This window comes from Acinetobacter sp. ANC 5045 (assembly GCF_004331005.1).
In the GTDB taxonomy this organism is placed as follows: Bacteria; Pseudomonadota; Gammaproteobacteria; order Pseudomonadales; family Moraxellaceae; genus Acinetobacter; species Acinetobacter towneri.
This window is the reverse complement of sequence record NZ_SJNS01000007.1, coordinates 1-19430: the sequence shown is the minus strand read 5'-3', so window position 1 is coordinate 19430 and position 19430 is coordinate 1. Positions and strand designations below refer to the sequence as shown.

Annotated in this window: 20 protein-coding genes and 1 pseudogene; 15 read left to right on the top strand and 6 right to left on the bottom strand. The window is 41.9% G+C overall.

The window, feature by feature from the left end; genetic code table 11:
• Window positions 1-52: 52 nt before the first annotated feature.
• The 10 genes from E0H79_RS07325 to E0H79_RS07280 all read left to right on the top strand — a co-directional run bounded on the left by E0H79_RS07325 (window position 53) and on the right by E0H79_RS07280 (window position 8244).
• Entirely contained in the window at window positions 53-892 is an 840-nt protein-coding gene (locus E0H79_RS07325; protein WP_131261254.1) for a metal ABC transporter solute-binding protein, Zn/Mn family, read from the top strand.
• A 173-nt stretch (window positions 893-1065) separates the two neighbouring features.
• A complete protein-coding gene (locus E0H79_RS07320) occupies window positions 1066-1464 on the top strand; it encodes an ATP synthase subunit I (RefSeq protein ID WP_004970147.1) in 399 nt (132 codons plus the stop codon).
• A 103-nt stretch (window positions 1465-1567) separates the two neighbouring features.
• On the top strand, window positions 1568-2443 hold the full coding sequence (atpB, locus tag E0H79_RS07315; RefSeq protein ID WP_004970145.1) for a F0F1 ATP synthase subunit A: 876 nt from the start codon (window positions 1568-1570) through the stop codon (window positions 2441-2443).
• A gap of 85 nt (window positions 2444-2528) precedes the next feature.
• Complete coding sequence (gene atpE, locus E0H79_RS07310) at window positions 2529-2774, top strand: F0F1 ATP synthase subunit C (protein WP_000424060.1); 246 nt, start codon at window positions 2529-2531, stop codon at window positions 2772-2774.
• Window positions 2775-2813: 39 nt separating this feature from the next.
• Window positions 2814-3284, top strand: a complete 471-nt coding sequence (locus E0H79_RS07305; protein WP_004970142.1) for a F0F1 ATP synthase subunit B — start codon at window positions 2814-2816, stop codon at window positions 3282-3284.
• A gap of 14 nt (window positions 3285-3298) precedes the next feature.
• A complete protein-coding gene (locus tag E0H79_RS07300) occupies window positions 3299-3835 on the top strand; it encodes a F0F1 ATP synthase subunit delta (RefSeq protein ID WP_004970141.1) in 537 nt (178 codons plus the stop codon).
• A 40-nt stretch (window positions 3836-3875) separates the two neighbouring features.
• Window positions 3876-5420: a F0F1 ATP synthase subunit alpha gene (atpA, locus tag E0H79_RS07295; protein WP_004970138.1), complete on the top strand. Its 1545-nt coding sequence runs from the start codon at window positions 3876-3878 to the stop codon at window positions 5418-5420.
• A gap of 83 nt (window positions 5421-5503) precedes the next feature.
• Complete coding sequence (gene atpG / locus E0H79_RS07290) at window positions 5504-6373, top strand: F0F1 ATP synthase subunit gamma (protein WP_004970136.1); 870 nt, start codon at window positions 5504-5506, stop codon at window positions 6371-6373.
• A 29-nt stretch (window positions 6374-6402) separates the two neighbouring features.
• Complete coding sequence (gene atpD, locus E0H79_RS07285; RefSeq protein ID WP_004970134.1) at window positions 6403-7797, top strand: F0F1 ATP synthase subunit beta; 1395 nt, start codon at window positions 6403-6405, stop codon at window positions 7795-7797.
• 27 nt (window positions 7798-7824) lie between these two features.
• Entirely contained in the window at window positions 7825-8244 is a 420-nt protein-coding gene (locus E0H79_RS07280) for a F0F1 ATP synthase subunit epsilon (protein ID WP_004970132.1), read from the top strand.
• Between the two features lie 79 nt (window positions 8245-8323).
• Here the strand turns inward: E0H79_RS07280 and E0H79_RS07275 are convergent, their stop codons facing one another.
• A complete protein-coding gene (locus tag E0H79_RS07275) occupies window positions 8324-8914 on the bottom strand; it encodes a hypothetical protein (RefSeq protein ID WP_104853273.1) in 591 nt (196 codons plus the stop codon).
• Between the two features lie 335 nt (window positions 8915-9249).
• Window positions 9250-9795, bottom strand: coding sequence for a glutathione peroxidase (locus E0H79_RS07270; protein ID WP_004970127.1), 546 nt, complete (start codon window positions 9793-9795; stop codon window positions 9250-9252).
• 285 nt (window positions 9796-10080) lie between these two features.
• Between E0H79_RS07270 and E0H79_RS07265 the strand changes: the two genes are divergently transcribed.
• On the top strand, window positions 10081-10989 hold the full coding sequence (locus tag E0H79_RS07265; protein WP_096902732.1) for a DMT family transporter: 909 nt from the start codon (window positions 10081-10083) through the stop codon (window positions 10987-10989).
• Window positions 10990-11073: 84 nt separating this feature from the next.
• Here the strand turns inward: E0H79_RS07265 and E0H79_RS07260 are convergent, their stop codons facing one another.
• Window positions 11074-11367 carry a hypothetical protein gene (locus tag E0H79_RS07260; protein WP_228258776.1) on the bottom strand — a complete coding sequence of 98 codons (294 nt, stop codon included), beginning with the start codon at window positions 11365-11367 and terminating at the stop codon, window positions 11074-11076.
• A 131-nt stretch (window positions 11368-11498) separates the two neighbouring features.
• Here E0H79_RS07260 and E0H79_RS07255 point away from each other — a divergent pair.
• A pseudogene (locus E0H79_RS07255) lies at window positions 11499-12556 on the top strand (RNA-guided endonuclease InsQ/TnpB family protein).
• 34 nt (window positions 12557-12590) lie between these two features.
• On the opposite strand, the gene E0H79_RS07250 reads toward E0H79_RS07255, so the two are convergent.
• From E0H79_RS07250 to E0H79_RS07240, 3 genes are read right to left on the bottom strand one after another with little or no spacing between them, the layout of a single operon-like run.
• On the bottom strand, window positions 12591-13160 hold the full coding sequence (locus E0H79_RS07250; RefSeq protein ID WP_004970120.1) for an L-threonylcarbamoyladenylate synthase: 570 nt from the start codon (window positions 13158-13160) through the stop codon (window positions 12591-12593).
• 48 nt (window positions 13161-13208) lie between these two features.
• Window positions 13209-14432, bottom strand: coding sequence for a DNA-processing protein DprA (gene dprA, locus E0H79_RS07245; RefSeq protein WP_004970117.1), 1224 nt, complete (start codon window positions 14430-14432; stop codon window positions 13209-13211).
• Between the two features lie 17 nt (window positions 14433-14449).
• Window positions 14450-15607 (bottom strand): LysM peptidoglycan-binding domain-containing protein, encoded by a 1158-nt coding sequence (locus tag E0H79_RS07240; protein ID WP_070155503.1) that lies wholly within the window; start codon window positions 15605-15607, stop codon window positions 14450-14452.
• A 121-nt stretch (window positions 15608-15728) separates the two neighbouring features.
• Between E0H79_RS07240 and def the strand changes: the two genes are divergently transcribed.
• From def to E0H79_RS07225, 3 genes are all read left to right on the top strand, one after another.
• Window positions 15729-16259, top strand: coding sequence for a peptide deformylase (def, locus tag E0H79_RS07235; RefSeq protein WP_004970115.1), 531 nt, complete (start codon window positions 15729-15731; stop codon window positions 16257-16259).
• Between the two features lie 115 nt (window positions 16260-16374).
• Window positions 16375-16803 carry a DUF2946 family protein gene (locus E0H79_RS07230; protein ID WP_104853276.1) on the top strand — a complete coding sequence of 143 codons (429 nt, stop codon included), beginning with the start codon at window positions 16375-16377 and terminating at the stop codon, window positions 16801-16803.
• A 63-nt stretch (window positions 16804-16866) separates the two neighbouring features.
• Window positions 16867-18873, top strand: a complete 2007-nt coding sequence (locus E0H79_RS07225) for a TonB-dependent copper receptor (protein WP_131261253.1) — start codon at window positions 16867-16869, stop codon at window positions 18871-18873.
• Window positions 18874-19430 lie beyond the last annotated feature (557 nt).

Here is a 19430-nt window from a genome sequence, read left to right as displayed (position 1 = left end):
TTTATAAATTTGTTATATTATAACATTTATCGATTTTTCGTGATATGCCGCAATGTTTCGTTTATTTAGTTTCTGTTTCTTAGCGTTATGCAGTACTGTCAGCATGGCGCAGGCTTTGGTGGTGTCTACGCATCCTATCTATTTGATTGCCCAAAAAGTCACGCAAAATATCGAAACACCCACGTTATTACTGGCAGATCAAACAGGGCATGATGTATCGCTCACGCCTGCACATCGAAAAATCATCCAAGATGCGGATTTAATTATTTGGCTAGGTAAGGCGCATGAAGCACCGCTAGAACGTGTATTACATCAAAATCCTAAAGCGATTGCTTTATTAGATACGGGCATTATGAAAACTTTGCCGCAGCGTTCAGAACGTGGTGCAGCATTAAAAAATACAGTAGACAGCCATGTCTGGCTAGACCCAAACAATGCGGTGCGTATCGGCTTCTTTATTGCCGCGTTACGTTCTCAGCAAATGCCTGAACATCGCGATGCTTATTGGAATAACGCACGTGCCTTCGCACAGAGTTTATTCAAAAGTGCAAGTCAGTTTCAGACTCAAACTGCAGTACAGCCATATTGGGCTTATCACGATGCCTATCAATATTTAGAACGTGCCTTAAATTTAGAATTTTCTGGGTCGATGACCAATGATCCGCATATTGCGCCAACAGTCGCACAAATTAAATATTTGAACGATCACCGACCAAATCCAAAAATGTGCCTACTTGCAGAAGGACATGCCAGTAAAAATCAGTATATGAAATTGAATCCAATTGTGTTTCAAAAGGTCGATGAAAGCATGCGCGGTGCAGATGATTTTGTGCAAGCGTGGCAGCAATTAGCCAAGCAAACCAAGGCTTGTGTATTAAATGCACGAAAATGATGCGTTTTTTAAGCAAAATTGAAATATGACAATTCCGAGACAAACATGCAAAAAAACACGACTAAGGTCGGGAAACGATTGCATGTTCAGGGGGCTAACTCTATAATGCCTGCGATAAAAAAACGATCATCAGTTGAACTTGTCAAGCATTAATGCTGTGAGTGGATAAAAAAATGAGCCGAACTAGTCGCTTGATTGACCGACGATTAGCTAAAGCTTTGGTCTTCTTACAAGCATTCATGATTCCAGTTTCAGCCCTGATAGCGTGGGTCTTGAAAGACTCAACGGCTGCCTTAAGCGCTGCACTTGGTGCTAGTGTTTGTTGGTTGGCAAGTTGTTATTTTTCATGGCAGTCGTTTCGAGCAGCAGGTGCACGAGCGTCCAGACAGGTTCTTTCGAACATGTATAGAGGAATGCTCGGTAAGTTTGCAATCGTGATCGTAGGATTCATTTTAATTTTAAGCAATGTACAGCCGTTATCCCCGGTGGCATTGTTTTGTGGTTTTATGCTCGTTCAAAGCATGTCGTGGGTTGCGCCATTTTGGGTGTCACGATTACAAAAACGAGTCTAAACGCAGCAAAAATTGAAAAGTTTTTCAGGAATAGGCGAGATATCAAGCAGCACGCGATGTTCGTTTGTTCTATTAGTTTTTTTACATTGACCAGGTGTGATTTATGGCTGCTGAAGAACATGCCCTTACTTCGACCGAGTATATCAAGCATCACTTGACCAATATGACCTATGGCAAAATGCCAGACGGTTCATGGAAGTTGGCTGAGTCTGCTGAAGAAGCTCAACAGATGGGGTTCACTGCTATTCACTTGGATTCAATGGGTTGGTCTATCGGACTTGGTCTGATCTTCTGTTTATTGTTCTGGATTGTTGCGAAAGCTGCAAATTCAGGCGTGCCTGGTAAATTCCAGTCAGTAATTGAAGTGATTATCGAGTTTGTGGATTCAAGTGTACGTGATACCTTCCATGGGAAGTCTCGATTAATTGCACCCTTAGCATTAACCATTTTCGTGTGGATTTTCCTCATGAACTTGATGGATTTAATCCCTGTTGACTTTATTCCTTATGTAGCTCAACAGGCGATTGCATCTATGCTGGGTGTGGACCCTCATCAGGTTTACTTTAAAATTGTTCCGACTACAGATCCAAACATTACCTTAGGTATGTCTATTTCTGTATTCTTCTTAATTATTTTCTATAGTATTCGTGAGAAAGGTGTTGGCGGCTTCGTTGGTGAGTTGGCACTTAACCCATTCAACCCAAGTAATCCAGTTGCTAAAGTGCTTTTAATTCCATTCAACTTATTGTTGGAATTGACTACTTTCTTGGCGCGACCAGTTTCATTGGCTCTACGACTGTTCGGTAACATGTATGCGGGTGAGTTAATCTTCATTCTTATCGCGTTATTACCGTTCTGGATCCAGTGGGCATTGTCTGTGCCTTGGGCGATTTTCCACATTTTGATTATTACGCTACAAGCATTCATTTTCATGATGTTGACTATCGTGTACATGAGCATGGCAAGCGAAAAGCATTAATGGTATGGCCTAACTGTCATCGGGCGGTTGGGCACACAATTTTTTAACTTAATTTGGTATAAAACCTAACCTCTGAGGAATTATCATGGAACTCACTTTAGGTCTAGTTGCAATTGCATCTGCTATCTTGATCGCTTTCGGTGCTTTAGGTACTGCGATTGGTTTTGGTCTTTTAGGCGGTCGCTTCCTTGAAGCTGTTGCTCGTCAACCAGAATTGGCTCCACAACTTCAAACTCGTATGTTCTTAATCGCAGGTCTTCTTGATGCTGTGCCTATGATCGGTGTTGGTATTGGCTTGTTCTTCATCTTCGCTAATCCATTTGTAGGTTAATCAGCTTAATTCCGAAATTCACTATTTGAGGAATTTGCAATGAATATCAACCTCACATTGTTTGGCCAAGCGATTGCATTTGCGATTTTCGTCGCATTCTGCATGAAGTTTGTATGGCCACCACTAATCAATGCGATTAGTGAGCGTCAGCGTCGTATTGCTGACGGCTTAAATGCAGCTGAGAAAGCCAAAGCTGATCTTGCCGATGCGCAAGCTCAAGTGAAAGCTGAATTAGATGCAGCTAAAGCACAAGCGGCTCAATTGATCGAACAAGCGAATCGTCGTGCAGCACAATTGGTAGAAGAAGCGCGTACCCAAGCATCTGCTGAAGGTGAGCGTATTCGTCAACAAGCGAAAGAAGCTGTTGATACAGAAATCAATTCTGCTCGCGAAGAATTACGTCAACAAGTAGCTGCGCTTGCAGTAACTGGTGCAGAGAAAATTCTTAGCCAGCAAGTTGACGCAGAAGCTCACAATGCCATGCTGACTCAGCTGGCTGCTAAACTTTAAGAGAGAGGCAGATTATGGCTGAACTCTTGACGTTGGCACGCCCATACGCTAAAGCAGCATTTGCTTACGCTTCTGAGCAAGGTGCAACTGACAATTGGTCAACAGCACTTAACTTGCTCAGTGCTGCGGTGCAAGACGAAGCATTTTCAGCTTACTTAAATCGCCCTGAGCTTACGCCTGCTGAGCAGGTGAGTATTTTTGCCAAAGTTTTAGGTGAAGACCAAACTGCAGCAGTGTCAAACTTTTTGACATTGCTTGCTGAAAACAACCGTTTGGCTTTGCTTCCTGAAATTCAAGCAGAATACGAACAGCTCAAATCACAGAATAACAATACTGTGGATGTTGTGATTGAATCAGCATTCCCATTGACTTCTGTACAAGAACAAATTCTTGCTCAAGCGTTAGAAAAACGTTTCGCTGCGGCAGTAAATGTTTCTGTAGAAGTGAACCCAGCGTTAATTGCGGGTGTGGTTATTCGTGCAGGCGACCAAGTGATAGATGATTCTGCGCTTAACAAGCTTGAAAAAATGCGGACACGTCTTTTAGCTTAATTGCGAAGACTGAACTAATAAAAGATTGAGGTATAGCGCAATGCAACAACTGAATCCATCCGAGATCAGTGCGCTCATTAAACAGCGTATCGGCGATCTGGACACCAGCGCGACCGCTAAAAACGAAGGTACCATTGTTATGGTATCCGACGGTATTGTGCGCATTCACGGCCTTGCTGATGCAATGTACGGTGAAATGATCGAATTCGACGGCGGCTTATTTGGTATGGCACTGAACCTAGAACAGGATTCAGTGGGCGTCGTTGTTTTAGGTAACTACTTAAGCCTTCAAGAAGGTCAAAAAGCACGTTGCACAGGTCGTGTATTAGAAGTTCCGGTTGGTCCAGAACTTTTAGGCCGTGTGGTAGATGCTTTGGGTAACCCAATTGATGGTAAAGGCCCTATTGATGCAAAATTAACTGATGCTGTAGAAAAAGTAGCACCAGGCGTAATTTGGCGTCAATCAGTGGATCAACCTGTTCAAACTGGTTATAAATCAGTTGATACCATGATCCCTGTAGGCCGTGGTCAACGTGAGTTGATCATTGGTGACCGTCAAACTGGTAAAACAGCAATGGCGATCGATGCGATCATCGCTCAGAAAAACTCTGGCATTAAGTGTGTATACGTAGCAATTGGTCAAAAACAATCGACTATCGCAAACGTAGTACGTAAGCTAGAAGAAACTGGCGCTATGGCGTATACCACTGTTGTCGCAGCAGGTGCATCTGATCCAGCAGCAATGCTGTATTTAGCTCCGTACTCTGGTTGTACAATGGGTGAATACTACCGTGACCGTGGTGAAGACGCGTTAATCATTTATGATGACTTGTCTAAGCAAGCTGTTGCGTATCGTCAAATTTCATTGCTTTTACGTCGTCCACCAGGTCGTGAAGCATATCCAGGTGACGTGTTCTATCTACACTCGCGTCTACTTGAGCGTGCTTCTCGTGTATCTGCTGACTATGTTGAGAAATTCACTAACGGTGAAGTTAAAGGTCAAACTGGTTCTTTAACTGCATTGCCGATTATTGAAACTCAAGCAGGTGACGTATCTGCATTCGTACCAACCAACGTAATTTCGATTACAGATGGTCAGATCTTCTTAGAAACATCATTATTCAACGCGGGTATTCGTCCTGCTGTGAACGCGGGTATTTCTGTATCGCGTGTTGGTGGTTCTGCTCAAACTAAGATCATCAAAAAATTGTCTGGTGGTATCCGTACCGCTTTGGCGCAATACCGTGAATTGGCAGCGTTTGCTCAGTTCGCTTCTGACCTTGACGAAGCAACTCGTAAGCAACTTGAACATGGTCAACGTGTAACTGAGTTAATGAAGCAGAAACAATATGCGCCATACTCAATTGCTGACCAAGCTGTTTCAGTTTATGCATCTAACGAAGGCTATATGGCTGACGTAGAAGTGAAGAAAATCGTAGACTTTGATGCTGCGTTAATCTCTTACTTCCGTTCAGAACATGCTGCGTTAATGCAACAAATCGATGAAACTGGTGATTTCAACAAAGACATCGAAGCTGCAATCAAAGCAGGTATTGAAAGCTTTAAAGCGACTCAAACTTACTAATTTAGCATTGGCTAGTTAGGGGTTTGGTTCACGGAATCAACCTTCGGAAGCCTGAAAGGGCTTTCGAATACTAGGTTAAGCGTATGGCAAATTTAAAAGAAATTCGCGCCAAAGTTGCTAGTATCAAGAGCACGCAAAAGATTACTCGCGCGATGCAAATGGTTGCTGCTTCTAAGATGCGTCGTGCGCAAGAGCGCATGGCTCAAGGCCGTCCGTATGCCGAAAATATGCACCGTGTAATTGCTCATTTGGTACAGGCGAACCCTGAATACAAACACCGTTATATGATTGAACGCCCTGTAAAACGCGTTGGTTATATCATCGTGTCTTCAGATCGTGGTTTGGCAGGTGGCTTGAACATTAACTTGTTCAAGAAAGTTGTAAAGCATGTACAGCAACAACAAGAGCAGTCAATTGAAGTTCAGTTTGCTTTAATTGGTCAAAAAGCGGTTTCGTTTTTTAAAAACTACGGCGGTAAAGTGCTTGGTGCAACTACAAACGTAGGTGACGCGCCAAGTCTTGAACAGTTATCTGGCTCTGTGCAAGTGATGTTAGATGCGTACGATAAAGGCGAGTTAGATCGCATTTACCTCGTGTCAAACGGCTTTGTCAATGCCATGACTCAAGATCAGAAAATCGAACAACTTGTTCCTTTAGCATCTGCTGAAGAAAACAAGACTCTTAACCGTCAATACGGTTGGGATTATATCTATGAACCAGAAGCTGAAGAGCTGTTAAATGGTTTATTGGTTCGTTACATCGAGTCTATGGTTTATCAAGGTGTGATTGAAAACATCGCATGTGAACAGTCTGCGCGTATGGTTGCAATGAAAGCTGCAACAGATAACGCAGGTGAACTGATCAAGAGCCTACAACTTATTTATAACAAGCTGCGTCAAGCCGCGATTACTCAGGAAATTTCTGAAATCGTTGGTGGTGCCGCTGCCGTTTAACATTATTAGTTTGAATTGAGGAGACAGCAATGAGTGGCGGTCGTATCATTCAGATCATCGGCGCGGTTATCGACGTCGAGTTTGAACGCAACAGCGTTCCTAAGATCTATGACGCTCTCCAAGTTGACGGTACTGAAACTACATTAGAAGTTCAGCAACAACTTGGTGATGGCGTAGTTCGTACTATTGCAATGGGTTCTACTGAAGGCCTTAAGCGTGGTTTGAACGTAACTAACACTAACGCGCCAATCTCTGTACCAGTAGGTACAGCGACACTTGGTCGTATCATGGACGTTCTTGGTCGCCCTATCGACGAAGCTGGTCCAGTTGCAACTGAAGAGCGTTTACCAATTCACCGTCAAGCGCCTTCTTATGCAGAACAAGCGGCTTCTACTGACCTTTTAGAAACTGGTATTAAAGTCATTGACTTACTTTGCCCGTTCGCGAAAGGTGGTAAAGTTGGTCTGTTCGGTGGTGCGGGTGTTGGTAAAACCGTAAATATGATGGAGTTGATCAACAACATCGCTAAAGCGCACTCAGGTTTATCTGTATTCGCTGGTGTTGGTGAGCGTACTCGTGAAGGTAACGACTTCTATCACGAAATGAAAGACTCTAACGTTCTTGACAAAGTAGCAATGGTCTACGGTCAGATGAACGAGCCACCTGGTAACCGTTTACGCGTAGCGTTAACTGGTTTGACTATGGCTGAGTACTTCCGTGATCAAAAAGATGAGAACGGTAAAGGTCGTGACGTATTATTGTTCGTAGACAACATCTACCGTTATACACTAGCAGGTACTGAAGTATCAGCACTTCTAGGTCGTATGCCATCTGCAGTAGGTTATCAGCCTACACTTGCAGAAGAGATGGGTGTTCTTCAAGAACGTATTACTTCAACTAAGTCTGGTTCGATTACATCTATTCAAGCTGTATACGTACCTGCCGATGACTTAACTGACCCATCACCTGCTACAACGTTCGCGCACTTAGACGCAACTGTAGTATTGAGCCGTGACATTGCATCTCAAGGTATTTACCCTGCGATCGATCCACTAGACTCAACTTCACGTCAGTTAGATCCATTAGTTGTTGGTACTGAGCATTACGAAATTGCTCGTTCAGTTCAAAACGTTCTTCAACGTTATAAAGAATTGAAAGACATTATCGCAATTCTTGGTATGGACGAATTGTCAGAAGAAGACAAACTTACTGTATACCGTGCACGTAAGATCCAACGTTTCTTCTCTCAACCGTTCCACGTAGCTGAAGTATTTACTGGCGCGCCTGGTAAACTTGTACCGCTTAAAGATACAATTCGTGGCTTTAAAGGTCTTCTAGCTGGTGAATACGATCATATCCCAGAACAAGCGTTCTATATGGTTGGTGGTATTGACGAAGTGATTGCTAAAGCCGAGAAACTTTAATTAGCAGCTCTAATTTAGGAGATTCTCATGGCGACTATGCAATGTGATGTTGTAAGTGTAAAAGAGTCTTTGTACTCGGGCACTGTGACTATGCTAATTGCAAAAGGTGCTGGCGGTGAACTCGGTATTATGCCGGGTCACGCACCACTGGTAACTTTGCTTCAGCCGGGTGCAATCCGCGTTCTGCTGGAAAATGGTACAGAAGAATTAATCTATGTATCTGGTGGCGTTCTAGAAGTTCAACCGCATGTTGTTACGATTCTTGCAGATACTGCAGTTCGTGCAGAAAACTTAGATGAAGCGGCAATTATTGAAGCGCGTAAACACGCTGAACAATTGTTGGCAAATCAAAAGAGCGATTTGGACTCTGCTGCTGCTTTGGCTGCTTTGGCAGAAACTGCTGCACAGTTGGAAACCATCCGCAAAATCAAAAACCGCGCACTTTAATTGTCGGTTTAAGATTGAAAAAAGCCACTCGAAAGAGTGGCTTTTTTTATACTGTTTATAATTGAAGTCTTATCTTTGCTTAGGATGCCATATTGGTGGTATCAGTAGGTTGATTCGATTCGCCCTGTAAAATCATCCCCGCCAGCTTTAGCATTTCAGCTTGAATACTCCCCATTTGCTGTTCCAGTTTTTTAAAGTCCACTTTGCTTAAATCGATTTGTCCATTTAAAAATGGTGAAGCCAAAACTTGCTGATTGGCAGCCAATAAGTTTTGACGGATGGTATCAATTTCCTGTGTTTTTAAGTCTAGGCTGCTTAGTGTTTGATTGAAGCCTTGTAACTGCTGTTGTAATTGAGTCGCTGCAATTTGTAATTGTTGTGGATCTTGCGCATCTACAGCGGTTTGCAATTCAGACTTGGTTTGATTCAGTTGTTCGACATATTGACCTGCTTTGAGCTGTAGATCAGCCACATCGCGCACAATATAGAACATATTGCCACTGCTTAATGGAGCGTTGGTTGGGTTTGTATTGCTGTTGGATGATGCGCTGGAATCATCTTGATTAGTTGTTTGCGTTTGCGGCGTGTTCATTTGATCACAGGCGCTGAGTAGCAAGGCAGAACTCAATAGTGCAAACGGAAGTAGTGTCTTCGAAGATACATTTTTCATATTCATGTGATTTTTGGTACTCATTGAGAATGAATATAAAACGAAAATATGAATAAAAAACAGATTGTTGCAAAGCAATAACAAATCTTAATTTTTTTGTCTAAATCAAAAAAAATAGGAGTTTTAAAGAAACTCCTATGAATTACACTTCTTTCATAAAAGAAAAATGATCATAAGTAATGCGTCGAATTGATGTCGAATTGATATTGATAGTCCCTTCTCTTGCGCCATATATGGCTCAGGATGTGGAATATATTCCGCAAGAGGATGAGGGAGCTGAATTATTGATTTAAAGAGAATTTATGAAAGAACTCTTTAACTTGCTGAATAAAAAATTATTTAGCCAATTCAGCCTCAATCGCTTCTACAATGCGCGGGTCATCTGCGGTTAAATCTGGGGCAAAACGCGCCACCACTTCACCTTGTTTATTCACCAAAAACTTTTCAAAGTTCCACAATACTTCAGGTGGTTCATTTGGGGTTAAGCCGTAATCAACCAAATCTTTCCACCATGGGCCTTCACCAATACGTTCAGGAATTGCTTGCGTTAAAGCCGTGTAGAGAGGATGTTTTTCTGCACCCACGACTGGAATTTTAGCAAACAATGGAAAACTCACCTGATAATTCAGTGAGCAAAATTCCTGAATTTCTGTATCGCTGCCCGGTTCTTGTGCCAAGAAATCATTCGATGGAAAGGCTAAAATTTCTAAGCCTTGTGCCTGTTTTGCTGCGTAGAGTTGCTGTAAGCCTTCGTATTGCGGGGTTAAGCCACATTTTGATGCCACGTTCACGATCAACAACACTTTTCCTGCATATTGATTTAATGTGGTTTCCGTACCCTGATTGGTTTTTACTGCAATGTCATAAACTGAAGTGCGCATAGTTGCTTCCTAGAATCTGTATTTTACCGCTACTGTTGTAACTGTAATTTTTGGGTACAGCAAGTTTTATAGCAAAGAAATTTACGACACTGATGGAATCCCGCATAGCCGTGATATTGCGCAGAAAAATGTAATTCGTATCTGCATTTTATTTTATTGATGGATAAATCGAGCGAAAAGTGCCATAAATAGACACTGGGTTTTTAGCACTTTGCATCACAAGTCAGTTATAGAAAAGGGTTTCACAGCAGGTATGCTGTTTGGTACAACAAGGATGATGAATACATGATACGGTCAGATAAAGGCGTATTTTGGGCAATTTTATTGCCATTGATTGCGGTATTGATTTGGTCTTTAAATATTGCAGTAACGAGGTATGTGGCGGAGTATATTTCACCCGTCAGTATCAGTTTTTATCGCTGGTTGATTGCTTTTCTGATTTTAACCCCGTGGATATTGCCCAAAGTTTGGCAGCAGCGTGAGTTGATTCGTCCACATTTGAAACAGTTGGCAGTGCTTAGTGCTTTTGGTTTGGTGCTGTATCAAGGTCTAAGCTATACCGCAGCCAATTACACCACTGCAACCAATATGGGCATTATTAATGCGTTTATTCCCATGTTTACGGTTTTGGTTTCATTGCTGATCTTAAAAGACATTCCGACACGATTTGCGGTTTTGGGCTGCATTATTTCATTTTCGGGTTTGTTGTATGTGATTGCACAAGGAGATTTGCGTCAACTCAGTCAGCTGACAGGACATGCGGGCGATATGCTCATGGTTTTGGCGGTATTTTTTTACGCCTTTTATGGGGTGTTTTTAAAGAAATGGAATTTAAAATTGCCGCTCATGCTGAGTCTTTATGTGCAAATTATATTCGCCTTACTTTACCATCTGCCATTTATTTTGTGGTTCGGCTTGGATCATTTAAATAGCCAAAATGGTTTAAGTGTGCTGTATGCAGGTATATTTCCTTCAATTATTGCACCTTTGGTATGGATGTTGGCCGTTCAATATTTAGGGCCAAATCGCACCAGTATTTTTATGAATTTGATGCCTGTTTTCACGGCTATCATTGCATATTTTTGGTTGGCAGAAGTGTGGGGGAGTTATCACAGTATCGGTGGATTGATTATTTTAACGGGTATTGTGTTGGCACAAATGAAAGCACGCGTACACATTCAAGCAAAAAGTTGAGTTTAATTGGTGTTTTTTTGATCACATAAAGGTGTATTTAAAATGCCTTTTATTCAAAATTTATACAGTATTGAGTGTTATGAGTTATGACAGTTTTTTTAATTTTTCTAAAATAATTGTAAAAATAGTAAGATAATTTAAATTGTTAAGAAAAAAAGATGAATCTTTCATTGAATATTTGTCTTGGATTAATAGGAAAAATCTATTTGTATAGTCGACTAAATTACTCCATAATTCACGTACTGAAAATGATCCACAGTATTCAATAATCAGTGAAATATCATTTGCAGCAAGATTTTCAAACCCTCTGGATGTGCTTTTATACACATCCTTTTTATGCTCAACCATCCCTATATGGTTGAGCTTTTTTTTATCCACTGGAGCGTAAAACCTCGTGGTTCAGCACGAGGATATAAGCCACTGGAGTAAACCATATGAACGACACGAAATGTCGTTTTAAATACTTGTACTATAGTCACTATTAAGAAAAATACTGTTAAAATAATTGGATGAAGACACTCAAATTACGCATAAAAGACAAACATTGCAAGGTGCTAAATCAGTTAGCATCCGAAGTAAATTTTGTCTGGAATTATGTCAATGATTTGTGTTTTAAGCATCTACAACGTAAACAACAATTCTTTTCAGCATACGACCTTGCAAAATACACGAAAGGCACATCGAAAGAATGCAACTTGCACAGTCAAACTATTCAGGCAGTGACAGAAGAATTGGTCACAAGACGCAAGCAGTTCAAAAAAGCAAAACTAAAATGGCGTGTCAGTAATAAAAAATCAGCTAGACGTTCACTGGGTTGGATACCGTTTAAAAAGGTTGCAATCAAATATGCTGATGGCTATGTTCAATATGGCAAGCATCAATTTAAACTATGGGATAGTTACGGATTAAGTCAATACAATATCAAAACAGGCACATTCGTAGAAGATAGTCGTGGACGTTGGTATGTTTGTCTTGTAGTTGATGCAGTCAAAATAGAAAAAACAACGCTAAAACCTCAATTGGCATAGATTTAGGTTTAAAAGATTTAGCGACTTGTTCAGATGGCGTAAAACTTAAAGCACCTCAAATCTATCGGCAATATGAACAAAAACTTGGTATTGCTCAACGTGCAAAAAATAAGAAACGTGTCAAAGCCATCCATGCCAAGATTAAAAATGTAAGACAAAACATGCTGCATCAATTCAGCCGAAAATTGGTTAATGAACATGCAGCCATCTTCGTTGGCAATGTGAATGCCAAAGCATTAGCACAAACCAGATTGGCTAAATCAGTGCTAGATGCCAGTTGGACAACACTAAGAACCATGCTCAAGTATAAATGCGAGAACGCAGGGGTATGTTATGAAGAAGTCAATGAAGCCTATACCACCCAAATTTGTTCGTGCTGTGGCTCACGCTCCAGTAGTCCGGAAGGTAGAGCAGGACTTGGAATAAGAGAATGGCAGTGTGTGGAGTGCGGTACGCTCCATGATCGGGATGTAAATTCCGCACTGAATATTCTTGCGCTCGGGCATGAGCGTCTAGCAGTAGGAATCTCCGTCCTTTAGGTCGGGGAGGATGTCAACTAAAATTTGTCTAAAGCTAGGCGCGAATCACTGCCCCACTCTCTGCATCTAAAATACGGCTAGGTTGCTGGCTTAAACCCAAATCACCATTTAAGTAGTGCAATTGTTGATGGAAATATTGCGTTGTCTCTTGCAAAGAGCGTGCAGGGGCAAGTCCCGCAGGATTGGCACTGGTCGATACAATAAAGCCATCAAAGGCATGGCATAACGCCATACATAAAGGATGATTGGTTACGCGCACCGCTACTTTGGGGTGTTGACCTGTAATCCACTCTGGAATTGCGGCTGTGCTGGGTAATAGCCAGGTGGTTGCTCGATCTGTGGGATAAGTATTCGTCCATGACGCAATTACGCGATCTCGCATTTCGGGGTTTAAATCCTGCAGCAAATGCTCTACTTGTGACAGATGTCCTGCCAGTAAAATCACACCTTTTTCAATCGGACGCTGTTTCAGACGCAAAATTTCCAAAAATGCCTGTTGATTATATGGATCACATCCCAATCCCCAAACCGCCTCTGTAGGATAGGCCAGTACCTGTCCTTGTTGTAGACATGCAGCGGCTTCGGTGACAGAAGTTGTAATCATGGGAGTTTTACCTAAACAGAAACGTGAAATAGGCGCTTATTGTGAACCTTATTTGAGTGGACGACAACGCAGATATAAACCTGATTGTTGTAAACAGAAGCCCATGAGTTCCAGTTCCATTAATGCGCTGGTGAGTGTGGCAATATCTAAATTCAGTTGCTGTGCCAAGTGATCGATGCTTTGTCCGACCCAATCCAGTTGTTGATACAGTGCCAATAAATGCTCGGGAATATGCGGTGTACTTGTATCTGCTGTTTTTGTTGTGGTGGTTTGAAGTATTGCTTCAGTCGGTGGTGTAGATAATTTTGCTTTTGTTGAAGCTGCTGTAGTCTGATTTTGGCTTGATGCTATTTGGTTTTGTTGATATTGCCATTGGGTGGGTAGGGCTAAATCTTCAATCACTTGTTCAGGATGATCCACTAAAATTGCACCTTCACGAATCAATTGGTGGCAACCTTGATGAAATTCACTGTAAATATGTCCTGGAATGGCAAAAATTAATTTGCCTTGCTCTGCTGCCAGTTTCGCGGTAATCAGCGAGCCACTATTTAAACTGGCTTCAGCAACAATCACGCCTAAACTTAGTCCACTGACAATACGGTTACGTCGTGGAAAATGTTGCTGTAAGGGCTTAGTCTGTGGTAAAAACTCCGTAATCACGGCACCACCAGATTCTACAATTTTTTGGCGCAGGCTGTGATGTGCACTTGGATAAGTGCTGTCCAAACCTGTGCCCATGACTGCAATGGTACGTTGATGTTGCAAAGCACCTTGATGTGCGGCTTCATCAATACCTTGTGCCAAACCACTATTGATAAAGAACCCTTGTTCACTTAAATAATAAGCAAAATCATAAGCCACTTGCCGACCATGCGGGCTGGCTTTGCGACTGCCGACAATCGCAATTTGCGCTTGCAACAAAGCCTGTGCATTGCCTTGCCCAAATAAAATGGGTGGCTTGTTGGAATAGGGTCGTAACTGATTGGGATAGTCCGCATCGTCCAAAGTTAGAATAAAATCGCACTGCTGTTGCAGTTGATTCAGACATTGTTCAAAGGCGAGTTGCCCTGTTGGGCTGAGATATTCTTTGGCGCGTTGTAGATGGTTGGCATGAATGCGCACATCTGACCATGTGAGGAGGTGTTCGGGCTGCACTGCGGCAGCCACGGAACCATAATGTTGTACGAGTTTGGAAAAACTAGACAGTGAATGTTGAACCAAATACCACAACAAAATGTAGTTGATTTGCTGTGGGCTGAATGAATTCAACATCACCATCTTAAACCGTTTTAGTCGTCCATTCGTGGTGCTTGTAAGCTCGCACCGACTTTAATTGGTAATTCACTGTCTAAAACATAGGCATAGCTAATGTGGTCAAAGCTCTTGAAGACCATGATATTGCCAATACGTTCGCCCGGAAGCTGAACACGTTCTTTGGTTTTCGGGTCGGTGACCACTTCGCCTTTTTGCGCTACGCTAAACACATGACCAGATTGCACGCCATGTAATGTACCGCGATCAATTGCCACAACACTGTGTTTTGCTGCAGTACCAATCGAACCCATCACACGTAGCACCTGACCACCTGTGCTGACATTTTCAGCATGCGTTGGGTAGAACAAGGTTGGCAGCATTGGGTCATAAATTGGTAAGACGCGATCACCACGACGCACTTCGGCATTGTAGGTATCGGTCAATTCAAGTGTGGTGATGTCATTTTCACCACGTACTGCAATACCTGCAGCAACTTGAGTGAGTTCAATGCCTGCATTGAATTTTTGACCATTGGCATCGGTCAGCATGTACGGTTCGCCTTCACGATATACACCGTAGCGTTGACCTACTTCCAGACCTGCACCACGTGCATACACACTTTGACCTTTAGCAGCTAAAACACGTTGATCAGAAGTACCTAAAATATATGGTGTGCCTTGTAACGCATCTGCGGCAATAATGCTGCTGCGCTCTAACCAGTGTTTGATGTAGTCAAGTGGAATCACAGGAATGGTATTATTTAAAGACTCCACGCGAATTTGCGGCTGTAAATTGGTGCTCTTGCCTGCATAACGACGAATAATGCCTTCACAGCCATCGCCTTCATCTTTACCAATAATAGGGCGACCTTCGTAGGTACACATCAACAAACGGTCACCTGGGAAAATCCAGTGTGGATTTTTTACGTGACGGTTACTTGCCCAAATTTCAGGCCAACGTAATGGGTTGTTCAGGAATTTTTTGGAAATATCCCATAAGGTATCGCCTTTTTTTACCACATACACATTTGGTGCGCTGGCTTTTAAGGCAGGCGGATTGATGTTTCGTGCAGGTGCTGCTTCAGCCACACTGATCGCACCAAGTCCCACTGTGAGACATACCGCGAGTGCTAAAACTTGCTTTTTAAACCCCAAGACACGAAAAGAGGATGTGTCTGTCAAAACCTTTTTCATTATCATAATTCCTAAAATTATGTATGTAGTTGCGTTATAATAACGATCTTACACACATTTTTTTGATGAAGCATTCCTTCATTCGGTTTTTTGATCAATGGCATATCAGTGAGGACGTCCTATGGCCTTATTACCTATTTTAAGTTTCCCGGATCCCCGTTTGCGTACCATTGCCAAACCCGTCGAAGAAGTCACCGACGAAATTCGTCAGCTGGCTGCAGATATGTTTGAAACGATGTATGCCGCACCCGGAATTGGTCTGGCTGCAACGCAGGTCGATCATCATATTCAGCTGATTGTCATGGATTTATCTGAAAATAAAGATCAACCCATGGTCTTCATTAACCCCAAAGTTACCGCATTGACTGAAGAGACCCAACCGTATGAAGAAGGGTGTTTGTCAGTGCCTCAAATATACGACAAAGTTGAGCGTCCGTCACGTGTAAAAATTGAAGCGATTAACCTTGAGGGCCAATCCTTTGCGCTAGAAGCGGATGAACTTCTCGCTGTTTGTATCCAACATGAAATGGATCACTTAAATGGCAAATTATTTGTCGATTATTTATCGCCGCTCAAGCGTCAGCGTGCCCGTGAAAAAGTCGAAAAAGTAGTGCGCCAGCGTCAGAAAGAAAAAGTCGCGGTCAAGCGTTAAGACGTAGAACAATCAAGAAGACTAGACGCACAAGTTTAGACCAAAGCCTAAAAATCAGCCCAATTTCGATTGGGCTTTGTTATACTTGTGCCACACAAATTCAGGATAGATGTTTTTGTTGTTGCGTAGTGGTTTACTGCTTTCATTTATCGCAGTTTTTTTACAGATTGCTGTTTTTTTACAGCCTTTGCTGCCTGAGCAATATCAAGTTGCACCAGTCTGTGAAACCATCACGCGTGCACTTTTATTGCCACACAAAACAATGACTGCTGTGGGGCATGATGTGCACAGCTCACATCTACATGCAGATCAACAACAAGTTACGACACAAAACGAACATCATCATCACGATGCTTCACATCAATGTCAGTACTGTACGGTATATGGCAATTTAGTCCTACCACCTGAATTAGAGCTGAAAGAAGTGCTTGATCGTATTCAAGTGCGCCTTTTGGCTTTCCAAAAACGTTTTCAACACGTTTGGTTTGCACTTCAGCAACTCTTTTTACTTCCGCAGGGGCGTGCTCCACCTCACTTTGCATAAATTCAATGTTTTTCGGGTCTGCTTTGACCCTAACTGTATTTATGTTTTGAAGTGAGAAATAAAATGGCTCAGCCTAAATTTTTATTACAGCCCATTGCGGCTGCAGTTTGTGTTGCCTGCTATTCAGCAAGTGCGTTTGCCGATCAAAGTATGCTGTCTGCAAATACGCATAGCCTTGCGCCTATTGTTGCAACCGCACAACAGGGCAATGATGCTAATGGTTTGGTGGTTCGTGCTAATCCAAAACAACCCATTCAGCCGATTCCAGCCACAGATGGTGCAGACTATTTACAAAGCATCGTCGGCTTTAGTGCGGTCAACAGTGGTGCGGGTACCAATGGTGATGTGACCTTCCGTGGCATGTTTGGTTCACGTATTAAAATTTTAACCGATGGCTCTGAAAACTTGGGTGCATGCCCGAGTCGTATGGATTCACCAACCTCTTATATTTCCCCAGAAAGTTTTGATGAAATTACCGTCATTAAAGGCCCGCAAACGGTGCAATATGCCAACACAGGTTCGGCAGCAACGGTATTGTTTGAGCGTAAGCCTGAGCGATTTGGTGAAGGTCAAAACTATCGTGGCCAAGCCAGTGTCTTGATGGGGTCATTTGGCCGTTTAGATCATAATGTTGAAGCGGCTGCGGGTGATGCGCAGAAATATATTCGTTTAAATGCCAACCGTTCTGTGGCAGACAGCTATAAAGATGGCAATGGCACGACTGTTCCTTCGGATTGGGAGCGTTGGAATGCCGATCTCGCTTTAGGCTGGACACCCGATGAAAACACTTGGCTAGAACTGACGGGTGGTCGTGGTGATGCTGAAGTGGTTTATGCGGGCCGCATGATGGACGGTTCTGAATTTGACCGCGAAAGTTTGGGTTTGCGTGTAGAAAAGAATAACATCACCGATGTTATTAAGAAAATTGAAGCACAGGTGAACTATAGCTTTAATGATCACGTGATGGATAACTATAGTTTACGCGCCAAACCTATGATGGAAATGGCAACTAATGTGACGCGTAAAACATTAAATGCACGTATGGCGGTGACACATGAATGGGATAAATTACAGTTTATAACAGGTATTGATACTCAGAATAATGAGCATGGTATTCGTAAAACAGATATGCAGGGCTCTTATCTAACTAAGCCTCTTTTGACTGATATGGAATTTCAATCTTATGGTGGTTTTGGTGAATTGAGTTATCAGCTTAATGATCAAAATAAATTAGTTGCAGGTGTGCGTGTCGATCAGGTCGAAGTTGATGCAGTGCAAACAGCTCAACAACGTAAAGAAACTTTGCCAAGTGGCTTTATCCGTTTGGAAAATCAGCATCCACACCATGATGCAAAAACGTATGTCGGTTTGGGTTATGTAGAGCGTATGCCTGATTATTGGGAATTATTTACACCAAAATCAGGAAATGGTAATCCAAATACATTTAAAAATATTGATACTGAAAAAACACTTCAACTGGATTTTGGCTATCAACATGAGCATGGTGCATTTAGTTCTTGGGCATCGGCTTATGCGGGTTTGGTTCAAGATTTTATCTTGACCAAGTACAATGCAAACAATAAAGCTGAAACCCGAAATGTGGATGCAACGATTGCAGGTGCAGAAGTTGGTATAGGTTATCAATTTACTGATGCCTTACAGGCAGATGTGAGTGCTATGTATGCGTGGGGTGAAAACACCACAAACAATACGCCGTTACCACAAATTTCACCTTTGGAAGGACGTTTAAACCTGCGCTATGTTCAGGATAAATATACTTTAGGTGCATTATTACGTGTTGTTGATGGTCAAAGTCGTATTAGCGAACGTGAAGGTAATATCGTGGGCTATGATGTGAAAGAAAGCAGTGGCTTTGGCGTATTGTCTTTAAACGGCAGCTATAACCTCAATAAAAGTGTTGATGTGTCTGTGGGTATTGATAACGTACTGGATAAAACTTATACCGAGCATCTAAACAAAATGGGTAATGCGGGTTTGGGTTTTGCTGCGAATGAGCAATTTAATAATATTGGTCGTAACTACTGGGCGCGTATCAGTATGAAGTTCTAATTTGGACTTTATTTAAACCAAAAGCAGGGCTTCGGCTCTGCTTTTTGCTTTTCTATAAGAATAATTGTATATAAAACATTGAGTTGTGTTTTAAAATTTGGTTTAAAGGAATTGGGTGGATTTTTGTTAAAATAAATTTATAAGATAAAACAGTGGTTTATCGATTTTAGGGTTTATAAAATAAACACCCAGTATATTTCTTTTGAAAAAAGTCTTGCAAGGCGAAATATTTCACCTATAATGCACATCCATCGGCGGTGATGAAGATTAAAACTTCTGATAAAACAATGACTTGGTTAAGAATGATTGAGTTGGGTTTTAGAAAGAAAGTTTAAAATAATTTAAATTACCAGTTGACACTTTAGAAATAAAGCGTAATATAGCCGACCTAGCTTGATGCTGACGAAGCATCGAGAAGATCATTAAGAGATTATGAAGAACAACTTGTGTGGATTTTTACTGATTGATTAATCGAAGATATTTCATTGATTGATTGGTTTAAATTACTCGAAGTTTATTTGAGCGAAATTTAAGTCAGAAAATTGATGAGCCAGATT